This is a genomic window from Streptomyces sp. NPDC001480 (assembly GCF_042894725.1).
Taxonomy (GTDB): domain Bacteria; phylum Actinomycetota; class Actinomycetes; order Streptomycetales; family Streptomycetaceae; genus Streptomyces.
The window spans coordinates 360,763-381,925 of the sequence record NZ_JBIAVX010000011.1; the positions used below are offsets into that span (position 1 = coordinate 360,763).

The following is a 21,163-nucleotide window of genomic DNA, read 5'->3' on the forward strand; positions in this document are numbered from 1 at the left end:
TCAGTTGCCGCCGCCCAAGTGATGCACCCGCAGCATGTTCGTCGTACCCGGCACACCAGGCGGCGAGCCCGCCGTGATGATGACGATTTCGCCCGGGTTGAAGCGGCCGGTCTTGGTGATCTCCTGGTCCACCAGGTCGACCATCTCGTCGGTGCTGTTCACGAAGGGCACGACGTGGGACTCGACGCCCCAGCTGAGGGCCAGCTGGTTGCGGGTGCCCTCGTCGGTGGTGAAGGCGATGATCGGCTGGGCCGCGCGGTAGCGCGAGAGGCGGCGGGCGGTGTCGCCGGACTGGGTGAAGGCCACCAGGCCCCGGCCGCCGAGGAAGTCGGCGATCTCGCAGGCCGCGCGGGCCACCGAACCACCCTGCGTCTTGGGCTTCTTGCCCGGGACCAGGGGCTGGAGGCCCTTGGAGAACAGCTCCTGCTCGGCCGCGGAGACGATCTTCGACATCGTCTTCACGGTCTCGATCGGGTACGCGCCCACGCTCGACTCGGCGGACAGCATGACCGCGTCGGCGCCGTCCAGGATCGCGTTGGCCACGTCGGAGGCCTCGGCGCGGGTCGGCCGGGAGTTGGTGATCATCGACTCCATCATCTGGGTCGCCACGATCACCGGCTTGGCGTTGCGCCGGCACAGCTCGATCAGGCGCTTCTGCACCATGGGGACCTTCTCGAGCGGGTACTCGACGGCGAGGTCACCACGGGCGACCATCACGCCGTCGAACGCCATCACGACGTCCTCCATGTTCTCGACCGCCTGCGGCTTCTCCACCTTGGCGATGACGGGGACGCGGCGGCCCTCCTCGTCCATCACCTTGTGGACGTCCTGGACGTCCTTGGCGTCGCGGACGAAGGACAGTGCGACCAGGTCGCAGCCCATGCGCAGCGCGAACCGCAGGTCCTCGATGTCCTTCTCGCTCAGCGCGGGCACGTTCACGGCCGCGCCGGGCAGGTTGATGCCCTTGTGGTCGGAGACCACACCGCCCTCGATGACGATCGTCCGCACCCGGGGGCCCTCGACGTCGATGACCTTCAGTTCGACGTTGCCGTCGTTGATCAGGATCTGGTCACCGCGGTCGACGTCGCCCGGGAGGCCCTTGTAGGTGGTCCCGCAGATCTGCTTGTCGCCCGGGACGTCCTCGGTGGTGATGACGAACTCGTCACCGCGTTCGAGTTCGACCGGGCCCTCGGCGAAGGTCTCCAGGCGGATCTTCGGGCCCTGGAGGTCGGCGAGGACACCGATGGCCCGGCCGGTCTCCTTGGAGGCGGCCCGGACACGGTCGTACCGCCCCTGGTGCTCGGCGTGCGAGCCGTGGCTGAAGTTGAACCGGGCCACGTTCATGCCGGCCTCGATCATGGAGACGAGCATCTCGTGGGAGTCGACCGCGGGGCCGAGAGTACAGACGATTTTCGAACGGCGCATGGGGCGATCCTATCGGTTTGTTTCGCTACGGAATATTCCGTCTGGCGGAAAATACAAATGGGCGGCTATGCGCTCAGCCGTGTTACTCCCGTGTAATTGCTCAGCGGTTGTGTCCCACCAGTGCGTAGGTCTGTGTGGCGATCTCCAGTTCCTCGTCGGTCGGCACCACGGCGACGGCCACCCGCGCGTGCGCGGGCGAGACCAGCCGCGGCCGGTCGTCCCGTACGGCGTTCAGCTCGCCGTCCACCGCCAGGCCCAGCTCCTCCAGGCCCGCGACGGCAGCCTCCCGCACCGGGCTCGCGTTTTCCCCGACTCCCGCTGTGAAGGCGACCGCGTCGACCCGTCCCAGCACCGCGTAATAGGCGCCGATGTACTTCTTCAGGCGGTGAATGTAGATGTCGAAGGCAAGTCGTGCCTCTTCGTCGCCCTCGTCGATCCGTCGGCGGATCTCCCGCATGTCGTTGTCCCCGCACAGACCGAACAGACCGCTCCTCTTGTTGAGAAGAGTGTCGATCTCGTCCATGGACATTCCGCCAACACGCGCCAAATGGAAGATGACCGCCGGGTCCAGGTCGCCCGACCGGGTCCCCATCACGAGTCCCTCCAAAGGCGTCAGCCCCATGGAGGTGTCCACGCACCGGCCCTTCTCGACCGCAGAGGCCGAGGCGCCGTTGCCCAGGTGCAGCACGATGACGTTGACCTCGGAGGGATCCTTGCCCAGCAGCCGCGCGGTCGCCCGGGAGACGTACGCGTGCGAGGTGCCGTGGAAGCCGTACCGCCGGATCCGGTGCCGGTCGGCGATCTTCGGGTCGATCGCGTAGCGTGCCGCGGACTCCGGCATGGTGGTGTGGAACGCCGTGTCGAAGACGGCGACCTGCGGCAGGTCGGGACGCAGTGCCTGCGCGGTACGGATACCGGTGAGGTTGGCCGGGTTGTGCAGCGGCGCGACCGGGATCAGCCGCTCGATCTCGGTGAGCACCGTGTCGTCGATCACCGTGGGCTCGGTGAAGAACATGCCGCCGTGCACCACCCGGTGCCCGATCGCGGCCAGTTCGGGCGAGTCCAGGCCCAGGCCGTCCCTGGCCAGCTCCTCGGCGACCGCCTTGAGGGCGGCGTCGTGGTCGGCGATCGGGCCGTTCTGCTCCCGGGTGTCGCCGGTGGTGACGCAGGTGTGCTTGAGCCGCGAGGTCTGCTCGCCGATGCGCTCGACCAGCCCCACCGCCAGCCGGCCGCTGTCCCGCATGTCCAGCAGCTGGTACTTCAGCGACGAGGAGCCGGAGTTGAGGACGAGGACACGGGTGGGGCTGACGTGGGTGGGACTGCTCACAGCTCGGACGCCTTCTCGCTGGGGTGCTGGGCCTGGATCGCCGTGATGGCGACGGTGTTGACGATGTCCTGGACGAGCGCGCCCCGGGACAGGTCGTTGACCGGCTTGCGCAGCCCCTGGAGGACCGGGCCGACGGCGATCGCGCCGGCCGAGCGCTGCACGGCCTTGTAGGTGTTGTTGCCGGTGTTGAGGTCGGGGAAGATCAGCACGCTGGCCTGCCCCGCGACCTCGGAGCCCGGCAGCTTGGTGGCCGCGACCGACGGCTCCACGGCGGCGTCGTACTGGATCGGCCCCTCGATCTTCAGATCGGTCCGGCGCGTGCGGGCCAGCTCGGTCGCCTCGCGCACCTTGTCGACGTCGGCGCCCGAACCGGACGTACCCGTCGAGTACGACAGCATCGCGATCCGCGGCTCCACGCCGAACTGCTGGGCGGTGGCCGCCGACTGGATGGCGATGTCGGCCAGCTGCTCGGCGTTGGGGTCCGGGTTGACCGCGCAGTCCCCGTAGACCAGCACCTTGTCCGCGAGGCACATGAAGAACACGGACGAGACGATCGACGACTCCGGCTTCGTCTTGATGATCTCGAAGGCGGGCCGGATGGTCGCGGCGGTCGAGTGCACGGACCCCGACACCATGCCGTCGGCGAGCCCCTCCTCGACCATCAGCGTGCCGAAGTAGTTGACGTCGGAGACGACGTCGTACGCCAGCTCCACCGTCACGCCCTTGTGGGCGCGCAGCTGGGCGTACTTCTCGGCGAAGGCGTCCCGCAGCTCGGAGGTGGCCGGGTCGATCAGCTGGGCGTCGCCCAGGTCCATGCCGAGATCGGCGGCCTTCTTGCGGATCTGCTCGACGGGCCCGAGCAGCGTCAGGTCGCACACGCCCCGGCGCAGCAGCACCTCGGCCGCGTGCAGCACGCGCTCCTCGGTGCCCTCCGGGAGGACGACCCGCCGCTTCTCGGAACGGGCCCGTTCGAGGAGCTTGTGCTCGAACATCATCGGGGTGAGCCGGTCGCTGCTCGGTGCGGAGACCCGCCTGGCCAGCTCGGCGGTGTCGGCGTACCGCTCGAACAGGCCGAGCGCGGTCTCCGCCTTGCGCGGGGTGGCCGCGTTCAGCTTGCCCTCCAGCGAGAACAGCTGCTCCGCGGTGGGGAAGCTGTTGCCGGCCACGGACAGCACCGGGGTGCCGGGGGCGAGGCGGGCGGCCAGCGTGAGGATCTCGTCGCTCGGCACCTCGTCGAGGGTGAGCAGCATCCCGGCTATCGGAGGGGTGCCGGCGCTGTGCGCGGCCAGCGAGCCGACGACCAGATCGGCCCGGTCGCCCGGGGTGACCACCAGACAGCCCGGGGTCAGGGCGCCGAGGAAGTTCGGCAGCATCGCGCCGCCGAAGACGAAGCCCAGCGCGTCCCGGGCCAGCCCCGAGTCGTCCCCGAGCAGCACCTTGGCGCCGAGGGCCTGGCCGATCTGGGAGACCGTGGGGGCGGACAGCGCGGGCTCGTCCGGCACCACGTAGCAGGGCACCGGCAGCCGGGAGTCGAGCCGCTGGGCGATCTCGTCCCGGTCCTCCCGGGCCACCCGGTTGGCGACCATGGCCAGCACGTCGCAGCCCAGCCCCTCGTACGCCCGGTAGGCGTTCCGGGTCTCCGCGAGCACGGACTCGGCCGTCTGCCTGCGCCCGCCCACCACCGGGATCACGGACGCGCCGAACTCGTTCGCCAGCCGGGCGTTCAAGGACAGCTCGTCCGGGAGCTGGGTGTCGGCGTAGTCGGTGCCGAGGACGAGGACGACGTCGTAGTCCCGGGCGACCAGGTGGAAGCGGTCCACGAGGGCGGACACCAGCTCGTCCGTGCCCTGCTCGGCCTGGAGCGCGGAGGCCTCGTGGTAGTCCATGCCGTAGACGGTCGCCGGGTCCTGCGCCAGCCGGTAGCGTGCGCGCAGCAGCTCGAACAGGCGGTCGGGCCCGTCGTGGACGAGGGGACGGAACACCCCGACCCGGTCGACCTGCCGGGTCAGGAGCTCCATGACCCCCAGCTCGACGACCTGGCGGCCGTCGCCGCGGTCGATCCCGGTCACGTACACGCTGCGCGTCACGTGCGCACTCCCTCTCCGTCTCGTGGTCCGTCCCGGCGTTGGTCCCGGCGTCAGTCCCGGCGTCCGTCGCGGGGCCAGAAAAATCGCCCACCGAGGTGAGCCAGAACCCTCTTGACAGTACCCCTGAAGCTGGATAAGGCGCCCGTCAGTGCCATGTCGCAGGCGGGCCGGGACGGGAGCGGCAGTGCCTGTGGGGACATGAAACAATCGGACTGGCTCACCGGTACCCACAGCGAGCAGGAGACACAGCACGATGCGCATCGGAGTTCTCACCGCAGGCGGCGACTGCCCCGGCCTGAACGCCGTGATCCGGTCGGTCGTGCACCGAGCGGTCGCGCAGTACGGCGACGAGGTCATCGGTTTCGAAGACGGCTACCGGGGCCTGCTCGACCGCCACTACCGCACCCTCGACCTGGACGCCGTCAGCGGCATCCTGGCCCGCGGCGGCACCATCCTCGGCTCCTCCCGCCTCGAACGCGACCGGCTGCGCGAGGCCTGCGACGGCGCCGCCGACATGGTCGAGGAGTTCGGCATCGACGCGCTGATCCCGATCGGCGGCGAGGGCACGCTGACCGCGGCGCGCATGCTGTCCGACGCGGGGCTGCCGGTCGTCGGCGTCCCGAAGACGATCGACAACGACATCTCGTCGACGGACCGCACCTTCGGCTTCGACACGGCGGTCGGCGTCGCCACCGAGGCGATGGACCGGCTGAAGACCACCGCCGAGTCCCACCAGCGGGTGATGGTGGTGGAGGTCATGGGCCGGCACGCCGGCTGGATCGCCCTGGAGTCCGGCATGGCCGCCGGCGCCCACGGCATCTGCCTGCCCGAGCGCCCCTTCGACCCCGCCGACCTGGTCAAGATGGTCGAGGAGCGGTTCGCCCGCGGCAAGAAGTTCGCGGTCGTCTGCGTCGCCGAGGGCGCCCACCCCGCCGAGGGCTCCATGGACTACAGCAAGGGCGAGATCGACCAGTTCGGCCACGAGCGCTTCCAGGGCATCGGCACCGCCCTGGCGTACGAGCTGGAGCGCCGGCTCGGCAAGGAGGCCAAGCCGGTCATCCTCGGCCACATCCAGCGCGGCGGCGTCCCGACCGCGTACGACCGTGTCCTCGCCACCCGCTTCGGCTGGCACGCGGTGGAGGCCGCGCACCGCGGCGAGTTCGGCAAGATGACCGCGCTGCGCGGCACCGACATCGTGATGGTGCCGCTCGCGGAGGCGGTGACGGAGCTGAAGACGGTGCCGAAGGACCGCATGGACGAGGCGGAGTCGGTCTTCTAGGGGGTCGGGCTTCCAGGGGTCACTGCGCGACCAGCCACGACGGCGCCGCAGTCGGACGACGGCACAGCACGGCACATCCAGCGGAGCGCTCAGGCGGTCTGCCGCCGGACCGCCGTCCAGAAGTGCTCGACGATCCGCTCCACGAAGTCCTGCCCGCTGTCGCCGGCGCCCGCGTCGGCGCCGCCCCAGTCGCGCGCGGCCGCCATCAGCCCCTGGTACCCGCGGTGCAGCTCCTTCAGCGCCACCTCCAGCAGCCGCCGGTCCAGCGGCACCAGGCGGGCCACCGGCCGGACGTAGGCCTGCCAGCGGGTGGTGACGGCGTTGCGGAGCAGTTCGGCCAGCCTGGGGTCGCGTCCCGTCACGGTGACGAAGTCGGGCAGCGACAGTTCCAGCAGGTCGGCGAGGACGGCCGACTGCCGGTCCGTGCCGCGCCACTCGTCGTTCTCCTCCATGCGTAGGTACGCGAGGAACTCGAGGTTGACGGCGAGGGCCACGTCCTCGGCGGCCAGCCCCCGGGCGATCCGGTGCTCCCGCAGCGTCCGCGGCCTGCCGATGAGCTCGCCCGGCGAACACCACAGCACCGCCGCGAGCGCGGTGAGCTCGGTGTCGCTGGGCGAGGTGAGCCCGCGCTCCCAGGCGACGACGAGGTCGGGGGAGACGTACGGCAGCCCGTACGAGGCGCGCATGCCGTAGGCGACGTGCTCGGGTCCCATGCCGAGGGCGGTACGGAGTCGTCGGGCGGCGGGGGCGTCGAAGGGCGGTCCTGGCTGGTCCGGTCGAACGGAGGGCGGTCGGCGCACGCGCCCAAACTAGGCGGCGGGGGCAGGGCGTGACTACGGATTGTTCGGCCAGGATCACGGAGTGTAGGAAGGTGTGGTTCCGGCCGCTGACGGGGTGGCCGGAACCGTGCCTTCCGGGGGTGGGTGGCCGGAATGGCAAGGTGGAGCGGCATATGCGGATGAGGGGCGCGGGCCGGACGGCGAGGTGAGCGGGGCGAGGCGGGGGCGCGGGAGCGGTCCGGGGAGGGGAAAACGGCGGCTCGATCCGTACGCTGGCTCACCCCTTGACCGCTCCGCCCAGCGCGAATCCCCCGCCCAGCCGCCGGGCCACCGACACGTACAGCACGATCACCGGCGTCGAGTAGACGACGGAGAACGCGGCCAGCTGTCCGTACACCACCATCCCGCGATTGCCGAAGAACTCGTTGATGCTCACCGAGGCGGGCATCTGGTCGGGCGTCAGCAGCAGCATGAACGGGACGAAGAAGTTCCCCCACATCATCACGAAGGAGAAGACGGTCACCACCGCGACGCCGGGGCCCATCAGCGGCAGCACGATCCGCACCAGCGACTGGAGGGTCCCCGCCCCGTCCGTCCAGGCGGCCTCCTCCAACTCCTTGGGCACACCGTCCATGAAGTTCTTCATGAGCCAGATGGCGAACGGAAGTTGGGACGCCGCGAAGAACAGCACCGTCCCCCGCATCGTGTCGATCAGGTCCACTCGCACGAACAGCGCGTACACCGGAACCATGATCGCGGTGATCGGCAGGCTCGTCGCGAAGAGGATGGTGAGCAGGAAGGGCCGGTTCAGCCGCGACCGGAACCGCGACAGCGGATACGCCGCCAGCGCCGCGCACACCACGGTCAGCAGTGTTCCGCCACCGCACAGGATCAGGCTGTTGAGCAGGGGCGTGAACGTGATGTCCGGCTTCAGCACGGCGTCGAAGTTGTCCAGGGTCACGCCGTCCGGGGCTTTCACCCGGAGGTCCGCGTGGGCGTCCAGCGAGGACAGGACCACCCACGCCAGGGGGAGCGCGAAGGCGGAGGCGACGAGCAGCAGCCCCGCGTCCGCGGCCAGGCGGCGGGACGTACGCAGACGACGCGCCATCTCAGGTCTCCGCCCGCAGCAGACGCAGGTACACGACGGAGAACAGGGAGCCGACCACGAGCAGCAGAAGCGCCACCGCCGTGCCGTAGCCGATCATGCTCTTCTGGAACGCCTGCTCGTACATGAAGAGGGGAAGAGTCTGACTCCTGTCACCGGGCCCGCCTCTCGTCATCACCCAGATCAGCCCGAAGACCGACAGGGTCTGCAAGGTGTTGAGCATCAGGTTCGTGGCGATCGAGCGGCGGATCATCGGGAGGGTGATGTGCCACGTCCGGCGCCAGCCGCCCGCCCCGTCCACCTCGGCGGCCTCCTCGATCTCCGCCGGTATCTCGTCGAGCGCGGCGGAGTACACGAGCATCGAGAAGGCGGTGCCGCGCCACACGTTCGCGAACGACACCGCCAGGATCGGCAGCGTGAACAGCCAGTTCTGGCGCGGCAGATGGAGCCCGTCCAGGATGGCGTTCAGGGTGCCCTCCCGCCGGAAGAAGGCGTAGAGCAGGAAACCCGCGACCACCTCCGGCAGCACCCACGCCGTGATCACGACCCCGCCGGTGAGCGTACGGACGGGCTTCGACGCCCGCCGCATCATCCCGGCCAGCGCCAGGCCCAGGGTGTTCTGCCCGACGAGGGACGACAGGACCGTGAAGACGAGCGTCAGCCACACCGCGTTGCGGAAGGCCGCGTCCTGGAAGGCCGTACGGAAGTTGTCGAAGCCCACGAAGGAGGAGTGGGCCTGGCCGGTGAGCTGGAGGTCGGTGAAGGCGATGTAGACGCAGTAGGCGATGGGTCCGGCGAGGAAGAGGAGCAGGAGGACGACGGCGGGGGTGAGGGGGAGGGCGCGCAGCAGCGCCCTCCTGGAATGTCCCGGCGTCACTTCTGGACCACTTGGCCGTCGGTGACCTGCTTCAGTTCGTCGTCGTACGCGGCCGCCGCCTTGTCGACGGAGGCGTCACCGGTGGTCACGCTCTCCATCGCCTCCTGGATCGCGGTGGAGACCTTCGGGTAGGCGGGGTAGGCGGGCCGGTAGTGGGTGCTGGCGACCAGGTCGGTGAAGAACTTGATACCCGGCTGGGCGGTGGCGTACGAGGGGTCGCTCGCCACGTCCTTGCGTAGCGCGATACCGGAGTTGGCGATGTACCACTTCTGGGCGTTGGCCTTCGTCTGGAGCGTCCTGATGAAGTCGAAGGCCAGGCCGGGGTGGGCCGCCTTGGCCGGGATCGACCAGGTCCAGCCGCCGGACATGCTGACCTTGCCCGGGGCCTGGCCGTGCTGGGTGGGCATGGTGGCGAGGCCCAGCCGCTTCGACCAGTCGGGCCATGCGTGCCCGCTGCCGGGGAGCCAGTCCTGCGGGAGCCAGGAGCCGTCCAGGTCGATCCCGAGCTTGCCCTGGGGGAGGAGTTCACCGCGGACCGCGGTGCTGAAGTTGGGGTCGAGGGCGTCGGAGACGTCGGGGCCGAGCTTCTCCTTGTAGACGCTCTCGACGAAGGCGAGGGCGTCCTTGAACCCCTGGCTGCCGGCCACCCACTTCTTGGTGGCCTTGTCGTACAGCGGGTCCGTGCTGCCGTCGCCCGTGCCGTAGAGCAGCATCTCGAAGCCCTGCATGGTGGCGGCCTCGCCGGCGGGTTTGCCGGTGTAGACGTTGAGCGGGGTGACGCCGGGGACCTTCCGCTTGATGGTGCGGGCGGCGGCGAGGACGTCGTCCCAGGTCCTCGGCTGCCAGTCGGCGGGCAGACCCGCCTTGGCGAAGATGCCCTTGTCGAACCAGAGCCCCCGGGTGTCGGTGCCGTCCGGGACGCCGTACGTCTTCCCGTCCTCGCCCCTGGCCGCGGACTTCGCCGTGTCGATGAACTGGCCCCAGTCCTTCCACTTGGCGAGGTACGGGTCCAGGGGCTTCAAGTACCCGCTCGTGATGTCCGAGTTGATGAGGAAGGTGTCCTCGTAGACCAGGTCCGGGGCGGTCCTTGGGGAGCGGAGCATCTGCTGGAGCTTGGTGTAGTACTCCGAGTCCGGGGCCTTGATGGGGACGAGCTGGACCTTCTTGCCGGGGTACCGCTTCTCGAACTGCTTCTTGATGCCGACGAGGTAGGTGTCCATCACCTTGACGGAGTTGTCCGTCGACTGTTTGAAGGAGACCTTCAGCGTGTTGGGGTCGCTGCCGGAGCCGCCGCCGCAGGCGGTGAGGGCGGTCGCGGCGAGGGCGGCGGTGAGGAGGAGGGGTAAGGCGGCGGTGGGGCGCACGGGCATGACCTCCTGCGGACGCACTGCGTTGTGGCGCGGAGATTGCTGCCGTGTGAAGGTAAGAGGAATGGTCTAGTCAGGTCAATGGTCCCGGCAGCGGTGAGTGCCGTCGCGCGGGCTCACGGTCTGCGCTGCTCCACCCCGCTCACCCACCGGTAGACCAACTCCGGTCTGCCCACCTGCCCGTACACCGGCTTCCGCTCCGCCCGAGCCCCCTCCACCAGGTGCTCCAGATACCGCCGGGCGGTGATCCGGGAGATCCCCACGGCCTCCGCCACGCCCGCCGCCGTGAGCCCTTCGGGGGCCTCGCGCAGGGTGCCGGTCACCCGTTCCAGGGTCGGCCCGCTCAGCCCCTTCGGGAGGGCCGCGGGGCCCGGGGCGCGCAGGGCCCCCAGTGCCCGGTCCACCTCGTCCTGGCCGCTGGCCTCGCCGACCGCGGCGTGGAACTCGGCGTACCGGACCAGCCGGTCACGCAGTGTGGCGAAGGTGAACGGCTTCAGGACGTACTGGACGACCCCGAGCGAGACCCCCTCCCGCACCACCGCCAGGTCCCGTGCCGACGTCACCGCGATCACGTCCGCGTGATGCCCGGCCGCCCGCAGCGACCTGGCGAGCTGGAGCCCGTGCACATCCGGCAGGTGCAGGTCGAGCAACAGCAGGTCGACCGGCGTACGCTCCAGCACCCGCCGCGCCTCCGCCCCGGTGTGCGCCTTGCCGACGGCCGTGAAGCCCGGCACCCGGCCGACGTACATGACGTGCGCGTCCGCCGCCACGGGATCGTCCTCCACCACCAGCACGCGGATGTGCTGCTCGTTCGTCATACGTCGCCTCCAGACACCGGGGACGGCCCGACCGCCGTACGCAACGGCAGCCGTACCTCGAACTGGGCCCCGCCGCCGTCGGCCTCCGCCACGGACAGGGTGCCGTGCAGCCGGTGCACGGCCTGCCGCACCAGCGCCAGGCCGAGCCCGCGCCCGCCCGGCCCCGCCGGCTTGGTGGAGAACCCCCGCTGGAATACCAGGTCGGCCAGGGCGGGATCCACACCGGTCCCGGTGTCCGCGACCCGCAGCACCAGGGTCCGCGAGGGCTCGTCGGTGTCGCCCGTGCCGTCCGTGTCGTCGGTGGACGCCGTGACCGTCACCCGGGCCTTGGCGCTGCCCAGCGCCGCGTCCACCGCGTTGTCGATCAGGTTGCCGAGGATGGTCACCAGGTCCCGTGCCGAGAGGTCGTCCGGGAGCACCCCGTCGTCCAGTCGGCTCTCCGGCGACACCAGGAGCTCCACGCCCCGCTCGTTCGCCTGTGCCGTCTTGCCCAGCAGCAGCGCGGCCAGTACCGGCTCGCTCACCGCCGCCACCACCTGGTCGGTCAGCGCCTGCGCGAGCTCCAGCTCCGCCGTCGCGAAGTCGACCGCCTCCTCCGCGCGCCCCAGCTCGATCAGGGAGACCACCGTGTGGAGGCGGTTCGCGGCCTCGTGGGCCTGCGAGCGGAGCGCCTGCGTGAAACCGCGCTCGGAGTCCAGCTCGCCCATCAGCGACTGGAGCTCGGTCACGTCACGCAGGGTGACCACGGTGCCCCGGCGCTCCCCGCCCGACACCGGCGAGGTGTTCACCACCAGCACCCGGTCCGCCGTCAGGTGCACCTCGTCCACCCGCGGCTCCGACGCCAGCAGGGCGCCGGTCAGCGGCGCGGGCAGCCCGAGGTCGGCGACCGACCGGCCCACCACCTCGCCCTCCGGGCCCACCCCGAGCAGCTCCCGGCCGCCGTCGTTGATCAGCGCCACCCGGTACTGCCCGTCCAGCATCAGCAGCCCCTCCCGCACCGCGTGCAGCGCGGCCTGGTGGTAGTCGTGCACATGGCTGAGCTCCGTCGCGTTCATGCCGTGGGTGTGACGGCGCAGACGGGCGTTGACGACGTACGTGCCGACCGCGCCCAGCAGCAGGGCGCCGGCGGCCACGCCGAACAGGGCCGTGACCTGTTCCTGGACGCGGCGGCTGATCGCCTCGACCCGGATGCCGGCGCTGACCAGGCCGATGACGTGGTTGTTCTCCTCGATCGGCGTCACCGTGCGGACGGAGGCGCCCAGGGTGCCGGTGTAGGTCTCGGAGTGGGTGCGGCCGTGCTGGGCGTCCTCGATGTGGCCGAGATAGCGCTTGCCGATCTGGTTGTGGTCGGGGTGAGTCCAGCGGATCCCGTCCGGGGTCATGATCGTGACGAAGTCGACCCCGGCGTCGCGCATGACCTGGAGGGCGTACGGCTGGAGGTGCGCCGACGGGTCCGGCGTGTGGATCGCGGCCCGTACGGACGGGGCGTCCGCGATCGAACGGGCCACGGCCGTCGCCTGGCGGGTCGCCGCCTCCTCGGCCTGCCGCTGGTCGCTGACGTAGGTGAACAGCGCGTATCCGGCCACGACCACCGCTATGAGCACGGCCTGCATGGCGAACAGCTGGCCGGCCAGGCTGCGGGGCCTGGGGATGGCTGGAACTCGCATGTCGTCAGTCTGCCTCTGAGCCAAGTGTGAACTAAATGAACGGAAGGGTGACCGCCCTCACAGGGCGGGAGATAGTCACTGGCATTCCCCTGTAACGCCCGGACGTGAGCCGCACGCCGGTGTTAGCCGACGAAGACGTCAAGGAGGGCAGCCGTGGCCGCCAGCACTCCCGATACGGCACCTGCCGCACCCGCCGCGAAGCGGGACCGCACCCATTACCTGTACATAGCCGTGATCGTCGCGGTGGCGCTCGGCATCGCGGTGGGTCTGATCTGGCCCGACGCGGGGGTCGAACTCAAGCCACTGGGCACGGGCTTCGTGAACCTGATCAAGATGATGATCTCGCCGATCATCTTCTGCACCATCGTGCTCGGGATCGGCTCGGTCCGGAAGGCCGCCAAGGTCGGCGCCGTCGGCGGTATCGCGCTCGGCTACTTCCTGGTGATGTCGCTGGTCGCGCTGGCCATCGGTCTCGTCGTGGGCAACGTGCTGCACCCGGGCGACGGGCTGCACATCACCAACGCCATCAAGGCGACCGGGCACGACCAGGTGTCCCCCGACGCGCTGCCGCCGGTCGACTTCGTGCTCTCGATCATCCCGGTGACCTTCGTCTCCGCCTTCACCGAGGGCCAGGTGCTCCAGACCCTGCTGGTCGCGCTGCTCGCCGGTTTCGCGCTCCAGGCGATGGGCCCGGTCGGGCAGCCGGTGCTGCGCGGCATCGAGCACATCCAGCGGCTCGTCTTCCGCATCCTCGCCATGGTGATGTGGGCCGCCCCGATCGGTGCCTTCGGTGCCATCGCCGCGGTGGTCGGCTCGGCCGGTGTGGACGCGCTGAAGAGCCTCGCCGTGCTGATGCTCGGCTTCTACGTGACCTGTGTCCTGTTCGTCTTCGTCGTGCTCGGTGCGCTGCTGCGGGTCATCACCGGCCTGAACATCTTCTCGCTGTTCAAGTACCTGGGCCGGGAGTTCCTGCTGATCCTGTCCACCTCCTCCTCCGAGTCCGCGCTGCCGCGGCTGATCGCGAAGATGGAGCACCTGGGCGTCAGCAAGCCGGTGGTCGGCATCACCGTCCCGACCGGCTACTCCTTCAACCTCGACGGCACGATGATCTACATGACCATGGCGTCGCTCTACATCGCGGACGCCCTGGGCACGCCGATGTCCGTCGGCGAGCAGATCCCGCTGCTGCTGTTCCTGCTGCTCGCCTCCAAGGGCGCGGCTGGCGTCAGCGGCGCCGGTCTGGCCACGCTGGCCGGCGGTCTCCAGTCGCACAAGCCCGCGCTGGTCGACGGCGTCGGCCTGATCGTCGGCATCGACCGCTTCATGAGCGAGGCCCGCGCCCTGACGAACTTCGCGGGCAACGCCGTCGCCACCGTGCTGATCGGCACCTGGACGAAGGAGATCGACCGGGACCGCGTCCAGCGGGTGCTCGCCGGTGAGCTGCCCTTCGACGAGACCACGCTGCTCGACGAGAACGCGTCCGCTGGTTCTGCGGAGGTGCCTGAGCCGCGCCGGGGTGATGACAAGGAGCTCGCCAAGGCGTAGCTGTTTCGCCGGGAGCGCCGTTGGGCCGTGTGTCGTGCGGCGTCACCAGGCCGGGTGTGGCTGGTCGCGCCCGCGCGGCGGAGCCGCATGTCGACACAGCCCCGCGCCCCTGGCGGGGCTGCGCCTCCGCCCCCGTACCCCGGGCGCCCGGCCCCGCCTGAACCCGGGCCGGGCGCCTGGACCAACCGTCTCCGGGCGGCTGAGACTCCCCCGTAAGCTCAGCCGCCCGGAGACCTTTTTCTGTGAATTCTTCGCGATCTACTCGCTCAGCTTCGCCACCAGCGCGGTGGCGGTGGAGGCGGGCACGCCCGCCGCGTTCAGGACACTGACCGCGGCGGAGCGGCCCGCCTCCTGTGCTGTCAGCAGGCCGTCGTTGACCGCCTCGGTCACCGCGAACAGCATCTGTTCGTGCACGTACGCCAGCGCCACCGCGGGCAGCGGTGAGCTGAAGGTGCCCTCGTCCAGTCCGCGCTGGAGCAGTTCGGCACAGGACTCGCGGACCGGGGCGAGGCGGTCGCGGATGCCCTGCACGGTGACCGTGCGCTGGGCCAGCGCGACCAGCAGGCGGTAGCGGTCGGCGATCTCCCAGACGGCGAGCACGGAGCGGGCCACCGCCTCCGCCGGGTCGTCGACCCCCTCCCGGCCCGCCGCGTGGGCGGCGGCCAGCGACTCCACCGCGCCGTCGACGAGCGTGCCGATCAGCGCCTCGCGGCTCGGGAAGTGCCCGTACACCGTCCGCCGTACGACCCCCGCGGCGCGCGCGATCTGGTCCATGGAGGCGTCGGGGTCGCGCAGCAGCTCGGCGAGGGCGACGTCGAGGATGCGGCGCCGGTTGGCGTCGGCGCGGCTGGTGTTACCCGTGGTCATGGCAGCCATTCTGCCCTCCCTCAACAGAGTTGCACAGTGTTGTGCAACGGCGTACATTGCACATGGTTGTGCAATTGCACGCCACTGTGCAATCCCCGTGCTGCGAGGAAGGCGACCCCTGCCCATGCGACTCGTCATGACCGAACCGGTCGAAAGGATGGACCGGCCCTACGCCCGGCGCTGGTGGGCACTGCTCGTGCTCTGCCTGAGCCTGCTGGTCATCGTGATGGCCAACACCGCCCTCACGGTCGCGGCACCGGACATGACCAGCGACCTCGGCCTGTCCGGCGCCGACCTGCAATGGGTGATCGACGGCTACACCGTCCCCTACGCCGCGCTGATGCTGCTGCTCGGCGCGATCGGCGACAAGTACAGCCGCCGGGGCGCGCTCCTCCTCGGCCTCGTCGTGTTCGGCGGCGGCGCCGTCTCCGGCTACCTCGCCGACAGCGCCACGGCCGTCATCACCGCCCGTGCCGTGATGGGCGTCGGCGCCGCGCTGATCATGCCCGCCACCCTCTCCCTGCTCGCCGCCACCTTCCCGCGCGCCGAACGGGCCAAGGCCATCACCCTGTGGACCGCGACGGCCGGGCTCGCCATCGCCGCCGGGCCGGTGGTCGCGGGTGCGCTGCTGAAGGACCACGGCTGGTCCTCCACGTTCCTGATCAACGTGCCCATCGCCGCCGTCGCGATCGTCGGCGCCCTCGTCCTCGTACCGCCGTCCAAGGCCGGCCACCACGACCGGATCGACTACGTCGGCGGACTGCTGTCGGTGATCTGGACCGGCTCGCTGATCTACATGATCATCGAGGGTCCGCACTTCGGCTGGGGCGTCAAGGCGGTGACGGCCGCGGTGGTCGCCGGCGTGGGCCTGCTCGCCTTCGTCGCCTGGGAGCTGCGCCACCCCCGCCCGATCCTCGACGTACGCCGCTTCGCGCACCGCCGGTTCGCGGGCTCCAACCTCGCCGTGGCCCTGTTCTTCCTGGCCGTCTTCGGCGCCTTCTACTACCTCACCCAGCACCTCCAGTTCGTCCTCGGCTACGACGCCCTCGGCACCGGCGTACGCATGCTGCCGCTCGCCGGCGCCGTGTTCGCCGGCTCGGCGCTCACCGGCTGGCTGACCCCGCGCGTCGGCATGAAGTGGACGGTCACCGCGGGCATGGTCGGCGGCACCACCGCCCTGGCCCTGCTGACGCAGGTGGACGCGTCCTCGGCGTACGGTGACCTCGTCGCACCCCTGATCATCCTCGGCCTGGCCATCGGCCTCGCCCTCTCGCCCTGCACCGACGCGATCATGGGTGCCTTCCCGGAGTCGGAACTGGGCGTCGGCGGCGCGGTGAACGACACCTCGCTCGAACTCGGCGGCTCGCTCGGCATCGCGATCCTCGGCTCGCTGCTGTCCACGTCGTACGGCGACCACCTCACCGACGCCACAGCCGGAAGCAGGCTCCCGGCGAGCGCCCTGGACACCGCCCGGGACTCGGTCGGCGCCGGCTACGCGGTCGCCCAGGGCATCGGGGACAAGGCCCGGCAGGCCGCGGCACAGGCCGCGCAGGCCGGCGACCCGCAGCAGGCCGCCCAGCTCAAGCAGCAGGCCGCCCAGCTCGCCGCCGGCGCACGGCAGATGAGCGACGCGGTCGGGTCCTCCTTCTCCCACGCAGTCGCCCACACCAGCCTGGTCGGCGCGGTGATCCTGGGCGTCGGCACGCTGCTGGTGGCGGTGCTCCTGCCGCGCCGGCAGACCCCGGCGGTGACGGAGGAACCCGAGCGGGAGAAGGAGCTGGTGGGCGAAGCGGCGCGCTGACCGGACCCTCCCGGCAGCCTGTCGGCCGCATCCACTAACGTGCCGTTTCCGGACCGACCGGAGCGGCACGTTCGTGTGTTCGCCGGTAGTGCAAGTACGTATGGAGGCACGGGGGAATGAAGATCGACTGGGACCGGCGGACCTGCGCCCGCAAGGGCCATGTGACGTACGCGCCGGACGACCCGCGGCTGCGGGTGCGGCTGCACGCCCAGACCGCGCTCGGGGACGTCTGGCGCTGCCTGCGCTGCGGCGACTTCGTGCTCGGCGAGCCGCACGGCACGGGACCGGCCGCCGACGCCCCGCTGGTACCGCGCGGAAAGGTCCTGCGGGACCTGTTCATCCTCCGCTTCCTGGCGATCGAGCGGGCCGTACGCGGGGTGTTCATCGTGCTGGTCGCGGTGGCGGTGTGGAAGTTCAGCAACAGCCAGGACTCGGTACGCCGGCTCTTCAACGAGAACCTGAACGTCTTCCGCCCGGTCTTCCGGCACTTCCACTACGACCTCGACCACTCCCCGGTCGTCGGCTCCATCCAGAAGGCCTTCGGCTACAAGCACTCCACGCTGCTCCTGGTCGCGGCCCTGCTGCTGGCCTACGCCCTGATCGAACTCGTCGAGGCGGTCGGCCTCTGGTACGCCAAGCGCTGGGCGGAGTACCTCACGGTGGTCGCCACGGCCGCCTTCCTCCCTCTGGAGATCTACGAACTCACCGAGAAGGTCAGCTACCTGAAGATCGCCACGCTGGTCCTCAACATCCTCGCCGTCCTCTACATCGCCCTCGCCAAGCGCCTGTTCGGCCTCCGCGGCGGCCGGAAGGCATTCGACGAGGAACGGCACAGCGCCTCGCTGATGGAGGTGGAGGAGTCGGCGGGCCTCGCGGTCTAGAACGCCTCGGCCCCGTCCAGCCGTGCCAGCTCCTCGCCGCTGAGGACCAGGTCGGCCGCGGCGGCCGAGTCCCGGATCGTCTCCGGGCGGCTCGCGCCCGGGATCGGCAGCATCACCGGGGACCTCGCCAGCAGCCACGCCAGAGCGATCCGCTGGGGACTCACCCCGCGCTCCCGGGCCACGGCGTGGAAGGCGGCGAAGCGGTCGGTGGCCGCCGGCTCCGACGCTCCGTCCAGGACACTGCGGGAGATCCCGCCGAGCGGGCTCCAGGGGAGGAACGCCAGGCCCAGTTCGGAGCAGAGCCGGAGTTCCGGCTCGCTGTCCCGGACGGCGGGGGAGTAGCGGTTCTGGACCGAGACCAGCCGGTCACCGAGGATCGCGTGGGCCGTGCGGATCTGCCGCACATCCGTGTTCGAGATCCCGGCCAGGCGGATCTTGCCCTCGTCGAGCAGCTCCCGCAGGGCGCCCACCGAGTCCTCGAAGGGCACCGCCGGGTCCGGCTTGTGGAGCTGGTAGAGGCCGATCGCCTCGACGCCCAGCCGCTTCAGCGAGGCCTCGGCGGCCGCCTTCAGGTGCCGCGGGTCGCCGGTCACCGTCCAGCTGCCGTCGGCGGGTCTGCCGCGGCCGCCCTTCGTGGTGACCAGGACGCCGTCGGTGTCCCCGCCGTACGTGGCGAGGGCGCGGGCGAGGAGGAGCTCGTTGTGGCCGGGGTCCTCGCCGGGCAGGTGGTAGGAGTCGGCCGTGTCCAGCAGCGTCACGCCCGCGTCCAGCGCGGCGTGCACCGTGGCGAGCGCGCGGGCCTCGTCCGGACGGCCCTCGACGGACAACGGCATCGCGCCCAGGCCGATGGCGCTCACGGTCACGGCGCCGAGAAGACGCGACTTCATGTCAGGCATCCCTTCCGAGGGTCTCGGCCACGGCTTTCGGGAGCCAGTCCCGGGCGTCGCCGAAGGTGAAACCGAGCCGGGTGGCCCGGGAGTTGTCCATGCCGTAGGAGCGGGAGAAGGAGAGCGGGGAGACCTCCCCGCCTGCCTCGGCGGTACGGAAGACCGTCCGGCCGCCGGGCACGTGCGCGGCCACCGCCGTGCACAGCTCCTGGGTGCTCAGCAGCCCGTGCGAGGCCGCGTTCACCGGCCCGGTGAAGTCCTCGCCCACCGTCCAGAACAGGAAGTCGGCGATCTCCTCCACGTGGATGTACGTGGCCGGCCGGCTGACCGGCGGTACGGGAACGGGGGCGCCGGTGCGGATCCGCTCGGCGTAGTACGCCGTTCGCCCGGTGAAGTCGTCGTCCCCGCCCAGGACGTGGGCGACCCGCACGGACACGTACGGGAAGTCACCACCGGCCGCGAACACCGCCTCCGCCTGCCGCTTGCCCTCGCCGTAGTGGGCGCCGAGGAACTCCGGGTCCGACCAGGGCAGTTCCAGGTCGACGGCCACCGTGCGCGGATCGACCGCGGTCTCCGGCACCGGCGTCGCGGAGTCCTCCCGCTCGTACACCTCGACCGTCGACGTCATCACGTAGCGGCGGGTGCGCCCCGCGAAGACCCGGCGGGCGATCGCCGCCTGCCGCGGGGTGTAGCAGACCTGGTCCACCACCACGTCGAAGGTGCGCCCGCCGAGCACCTCGGCCAGCGCCACTTCGTCGTCCCGGTCGGCGGACAGGTGCACCGCGCCCGGCGGCGGCGCCGAGGAACCGCGATTGAGGACGGTCACCCGGTCCCCGGCGGCCAGCAGCCGCGCGATCAGCCGCTTGCCGAAATAGCGGCTGCCGCCGATCACCAGCACGTCCCGTATCTCTCCGACGTCTTCCATGGACCATAATTTTCCTGGCCCGTACGTGAGTTCTGAAGGGGAAGACGTGGGAGATCCCAGCACCGCACCGAAGGAACAACGGCATCTGCGTGCTGTCGCCCACGAAACGCCGGTGGTCTTCGACGCGGTGGACCGGCAGGTCCTCCAGCTCCTGCAGACCGACGGACGGATCAAGCTGAGTGAGCTGGGGCGGCGGGTCAGCCTCAGCCCGGCGGCGGTGGCCGAGCGGGTGCGACGGCTGGAGGCGGCGGGCGTGGTCGCCGGGTACGGCGCCCGGGTCACCGCCGCCCGCCTCGGTTACGGCATCCAGGCCTTCGTCCGGGTCAACCCGCACGGCGGCTACACCCTCAAGCATCCCCGCACCGTGGAACTGCTCGACCGGCCGGAGATCACCGAGGCGCACCACGTCGTCGGTGAGGACTGCTGGATCCTCAAGGTCGCCGTCACCGACACCGTCCACCTGGAGGAGATCCTCGCGCAGACCTCGGCACTCGGGCGCACGACGACGTCGATCGTGCTGTCCTCCCCGGTGCGGCACAAGCCGCTGCTGCCGCCCCAGTGAGGGGCTTGCGTTGACGTCGGCGTCAAGGCCTACGGTCGCGGGTATGCGAATCGGCGAACTGGCCGCACGGGCCGGGACCACCACGCGCACGCTGCGGTACTACGAGTCGCGCGGGCTGCTGCCCGCGCGTCGTGACGACCTCGGGCACCGCACCTACGACGAGCACGACCTGCGGCTGCTCACGCAGATCCGGACGCTCCAGGACTTCGGGTTCGACCTGGAGGAGACACGCCCGTTCGTGGAGTGCCTCAGGGCCGGTCACCCGGAGGGCGACTCGTGCCCGGCGTCGCTGGCGGTCTACCGGCGCAAGCTGGCCGAGCTCGACGAGCTCATCGGCGAGCTGACAGCGGTCCGGGCGAAGGTCGCCGGGCAGCTGAGGCGGGCCGAGCAGGCCATGGGCGAGCTGGCCGCCGAGGCGCTGGTTCCGGGGGGTCCGGAACCCGGGTGCGAACTGGGAGGGCGGATACGGTGACCAAGGTGAGCGGCCTGGACGAGGTGACGGACGCGGATTTCGAGGCGGAGGTGATCGGCGCCGAACTTCCCGTGCTCGTGCAGTTCACGGCCGACTGGTGCGGGCCGTGCCGGCAGCTGGCGCCGGTGCTGAAGGACATCGCGTTCGAGGAGGGTGACCGGCTGAGGGTCGTCCAGCTGGACGTCGACCGGAATCCGCAGACCACGATCGCGTACGGCGTGCTGTCGACACCGACCCTGATGGTCTTCCGGGGCGGCGAGCCGGTGAAGTCGATGGTGGGCGCGCGGCCGAAGCGCAGGCTCCTGGACGAGCTGTCCGACGTGCTGTAACCCCGGCCCGGCCCACGAAGAAATCCCCCGAGCAATTGCGCTCGGGGGATTTCTCTGCGTATATTCAATGGTTCGCGACTTCAGTGGAACGAGATCGCGGAGAAGTTCAGTGAGCACAGTATATCCGGGCGGGAGTGGAATTGTCAAACACCGAATTTCCGGA

General features: G+C 70.5%; 19 protein-coding genes. 7 read left to right on the forward strand and 12 right to left on the reverse strand.

All coding sequences use genetic code 11. The annotated features are described in order from the left end of the window. From pyk to pta, 3 genes are all read right to left on the reverse strand, one after another. Nucleotides 1-1,425 (reverse strand): pyruvate kinase, encoded by a 1,425-nt coding sequence (gene pyk, locus ACFY01_RS28300; RefSeq protein ID WP_390738544.1) that lies wholly within the window; start codon nt 1,423-1,425, stop codon nt 1-3. Between the two features lie 100 nt (nt 1,426-1,525). Continuing rightward, a complete protein-coding gene (locus tag ACFY01_RS28305) occupies nt 1,526-2,752 on the reverse strand; it encodes an acetate kinase (protein ID WP_390738545.1) in 1,227 nt (408 codons plus the stop codon). Next, a complete protein-coding gene (gene pta, locus ACFY01_RS28310; RefSeq protein ID WP_390738546.1) occupies nt 2,749-4,839 on the reverse strand; it encodes a phosphate acetyltransferase in 2,091 nt (696 codons plus the stop codon). The genes ACFY01_RS28305 and pta overlap by 4 nt, the downstream gene beginning before the upstream one ends. 253 nt (nt 4,840-5,092) lie before the next feature. Between pta and ACFY01_RS28315 the strand changes: the two genes are divergently transcribed. Continuing rightward, nucleotides 5,093-6,118 (forward strand): ATP-dependent 6-phosphofructokinase, encoded by a 1,026-nt coding sequence (locus tag ACFY01_RS28315; RefSeq protein WP_390738547.1) that lies wholly within the window; start codon nt 5,093-5,095, stop codon nt 6,116-6,118. 89 nt (nt 6,119-6,207) lie between these two features. Here ACFY01_RS28315 and ACFY01_RS28320 read toward each other — a convergent pair whose 3' ends face one another. The 6 genes from ACFY01_RS28320 to ACFY01_RS28345 form a co-directional block, all read right to left on the reverse strand. Then, complete coding sequence (locus ACFY01_RS28320; RefSeq protein WP_390738548.1) at nt 6,208-6,831, reverse strand: helix-turn-helix domain-containing protein; 624 nt, start codon at nt 6,829-6,831, stop codon at nt 6,208-6,210. A gap of 343 nt (nt 6,832-7,174) precedes the next feature. Further along, a complete protein-coding gene (locus tag ACFY01_RS28325; RefSeq protein ID WP_390738549.1) occupies nt 7,175-8,005 on the reverse strand; it encodes a carbohydrate ABC transporter permease in 831 nt (276 codons plus the stop codon). 1 nt (nt 8,006) lies between these two features. After that, nucleotides 8,007-8,879, reverse strand: coding sequence for a carbohydrate ABC transporter permease (locus tag ACFY01_RS28330; RefSeq protein ID WP_390738550.1), 873 nt, complete (start codon nt 8,877-8,879; stop codon nt 8,007-8,009). Beyond that, complete coding sequence (locus ACFY01_RS28335) at nt 8,876-10,249, reverse strand: extracellular solute-binding protein (protein WP_390738551.1); 1,374 nt, start codon at nt 10,247-10,249, stop codon at nt 8,876-8,878. The genes ACFY01_RS28330 and ACFY01_RS28335 overlap by 4 nt, the downstream gene beginning before the upstream one ends. A gap of 113 nt (nt 10,250-10,362) precedes the next feature. Beyond that, the gene (locus ACFY01_RS28340) at nt 10,363-11,064 is read right to left on the reverse strand and encodes a response regulator (RefSeq protein WP_390738552.1); all 702 of its coding nucleotides are present in this window, start codon (nt 11,062-11,064) and stop codon (nt 10,363-10,365) included. Beyond that, on the reverse strand, nt 11,061-12,731 hold the full coding sequence (locus ACFY01_RS28345; RefSeq protein ID WP_390738553.1) for an ATP-binding protein: 1,671 nt from the start codon (nt 12,729-12,731) through the stop codon (nt 11,061-11,063). Before ACFY01_RS28345 ends, ACFY01_RS28340 begins: the two co-directional genes overlap by 4 nt. Nucleotides 12,732-12,884: 153 nt before the next feature. Here ACFY01_RS28345 and ACFY01_RS28350 point away from each other — a divergent pair, with 153 nt between their 5' ends. Further along, nucleotides 12,885-14,276, forward strand: a complete 1,392-nt coding sequence (locus ACFY01_RS28350; RefSeq protein WP_390738554.1) for a cation:dicarboxylate symporter family transporter — start codon at nt 12,885-12,887, stop codon at nt 14,274-14,276. A 258-nt stretch (nt 14,277-14,534) separates the two neighbouring features. On the opposite strand, the gene ACFY01_RS28355 is transcribed toward ACFY01_RS28350, so the two are convergent. Continuing rightward, on the reverse strand, nt 14,535-15,152 hold the full coding sequence (locus tag ACFY01_RS28355; RefSeq protein ID WP_390738555.1) for a TetR/AcrR family transcriptional regulator: 618 nt from the start codon (nt 15,150-15,152) through the stop codon (nt 14,535-14,537). 115 nt (nt 15,153-15,267) lie between these two features. Here ACFY01_RS28355 and ACFY01_RS28360 point away from each other — a divergent pair, with 115 nt between their 5' ends. Together ACFY01_RS28360 and ACFY01_RS28365 are read left to right on the forward strand one after the other, a co-directional pair. Further along, nucleotides 15,268-16,944: an MFS transporter gene (locus ACFY01_RS28360; RefSeq protein ID WP_390738556.1), complete on the forward strand. Its 1,677-nt coding sequence runs from the start codon at nt 15,268-15,270 to the stop codon at nt 16,942-16,944. Between the two features lie 116 nt (nt 16,945-17,060). Further along, the gene (locus ACFY01_RS28365; RefSeq protein WP_390738557.1) at nt 17,061-17,825 is read left to right on the forward strand and encodes a DUF2127 domain-containing protein; all 765 of its coding nucleotides are present in this window, start codon (nt 17,061-17,063) and stop codon (nt 17,823-17,825) included. Here the strand turns inward: ACFY01_RS28365 and ACFY01_RS28370 are convergent. Beyond that, nucleotides 17,822-18,712 carry an aldo/keto reductase gene (locus ACFY01_RS28370; protein ID WP_390738558.1) on the reverse strand — a complete coding sequence of 297 codons (891 nt, stop codon included), beginning with the start codon at nt 18,710-18,712 and terminating at the stop codon, nt 17,822-17,824. The two genes, ACFY01_RS28365 and ACFY01_RS28370, sit on opposite strands and share 4 nt — an antisense overlap. Before the next feature lies 1 nt (nt 18,713). Then, on the reverse strand, nt 18,714-19,637 hold the full coding sequence (locus ACFY01_RS28375) for an NAD-dependent epimerase/dehydratase family protein (RefSeq protein ID WP_390738559.1): 924 nt from the start codon (nt 19,635-19,637) through the stop codon (nt 18,714-18,716). Nucleotides 19,638-19,749: 112 nt separating this feature from the next. Between ACFY01_RS28375 and ACFY01_RS28380 the strand changes: the two genes are divergently transcribed. From ACFY01_RS28380 to ACFY01_RS28390, 3 genes are read left to right on the forward strand one after another with little or no spacing between them, the layout of a single operon-like run. Then, nucleotides 19,750-20,199 (forward strand): Lrp/AsnC family transcriptional regulator, encoded by a 450-nt coding sequence (locus tag ACFY01_RS28380; protein WP_390738583.1) that lies wholly within the window; start codon nt 19,750-19,752, stop codon nt 20,197-20,199. A gap of 43 nt (nt 20,200-20,242) precedes the next feature. After that, nucleotides 20,243-20,671 carry a MerR family transcriptional regulator gene (locus ACFY01_RS28385; protein ID WP_390738560.1) on the forward strand — a complete coding sequence of 143 codons (429 nt, stop codon included), beginning with the start codon at nt 20,243-20,245 and terminating at the stop codon, nt 20,669-20,671. Continuing rightward, nucleotides 20,668-21,000 carry a thioredoxin family protein gene (locus ACFY01_RS28390; RefSeq protein WP_390738561.1) on the forward strand — a complete coding sequence of 111 codons (333 nt, stop codon included), beginning with the start codon at nt 20,668-20,670 and terminating at the stop codon, nt 20,998-21,000. The genes ACFY01_RS28385 and ACFY01_RS28390 overlap by 4 nt, the downstream gene beginning before the upstream one ends. Nucleotides 21,001-21,163: the final 163 nt, after the last annotated feature.

Coding starts and splice junctions, on each gene's coding strand:
- ACFY01_RS28320 (WP_390738548.1), bottom strand. CDS start 6,831: ATGGGACCCGAGCACGTCGCCTACGGCATGCGCGCCTCGTACGGGCTG.
- ACFY01_RS28360 (WP_390738556.1), top strand. CDS start 15,268: ATGCGACTCGTCATGACCGAACCGGTCGAAAGGATGGACCGGCCCTAC.
- pyk (WP_390738544.1), bottom strand. CDS start 1,425: ATGCGCCGTTCGAAAATCGTCTGTACTCTCGGCCCCGCGGTCGACTCC.
- ACFY01_RS28315 (WP_390738547.1), top strand. CDS start 5,093: ATGCGCATCGGAGTTCTCACCGCAGGCGGCGACTGCCCCGGCCTGAAC.
- ACFY01_RS28335 (WP_390738551.1), bottom strand. CDS start 10,249: ATGCCCGTGCGCCCCACCGCCGCCTTACCCCTCCTCCTCACCGCCGCC.
- ACFY01_RS28340 (WP_390738552.1), bottom strand. CDS start 11,064: ATGACGAACGAGCAGCACATCCGCGTGCTGGTGGTGGAGGACGATCCC.
- ACFY01_RS28385 (WP_390738560.1), top strand. CDS start 20,243: ATGCGAATCGGCGAACTGGCCGCACGGGCCGGGACCACCACGCGCACG.
- ACFY01_RS28345 (WP_390738553.1), bottom strand. CDS start 12,731: ATGCGAGTTCCAGCCATCCCCAGGCCCCGCAGCCTGGCCGGCCAGCTG.
- ACFY01_RS28370 (WP_390738558.1), bottom strand. CDS start 18,712: ATGAAGTCGCGTCTTCTCGGCGCCGTGACCGTGAGCGCCATCGGCCTG.
- ACFY01_RS28375 (WP_390738559.1), bottom strand. CDS start 19,637: ATGGAAGACGTCGGAGAGATACGGGACGTGCTGGTGATCGGCGGCAGC.
- ACFY01_RS28355 (WP_390738555.1), bottom strand. CDS start 15,152: ATGGCTGCCATGACCACGGGTAACACCAGCCGCGCCGACGCCAACCGG.
- ACFY01_RS28325 (WP_390738549.1), bottom strand. CDS start 8,005: ATGGCGCGTCGTCTGCGTACGTCCCGCCGCCTGGCCGCGGACGCGGGG.
- ACFY01_RS28365 (WP_390738557.1), top strand. CDS start 17,061: ATGAAGATCGACTGGGACCGGCGGACCTGCGCCCGCAAGGGCCATGTG.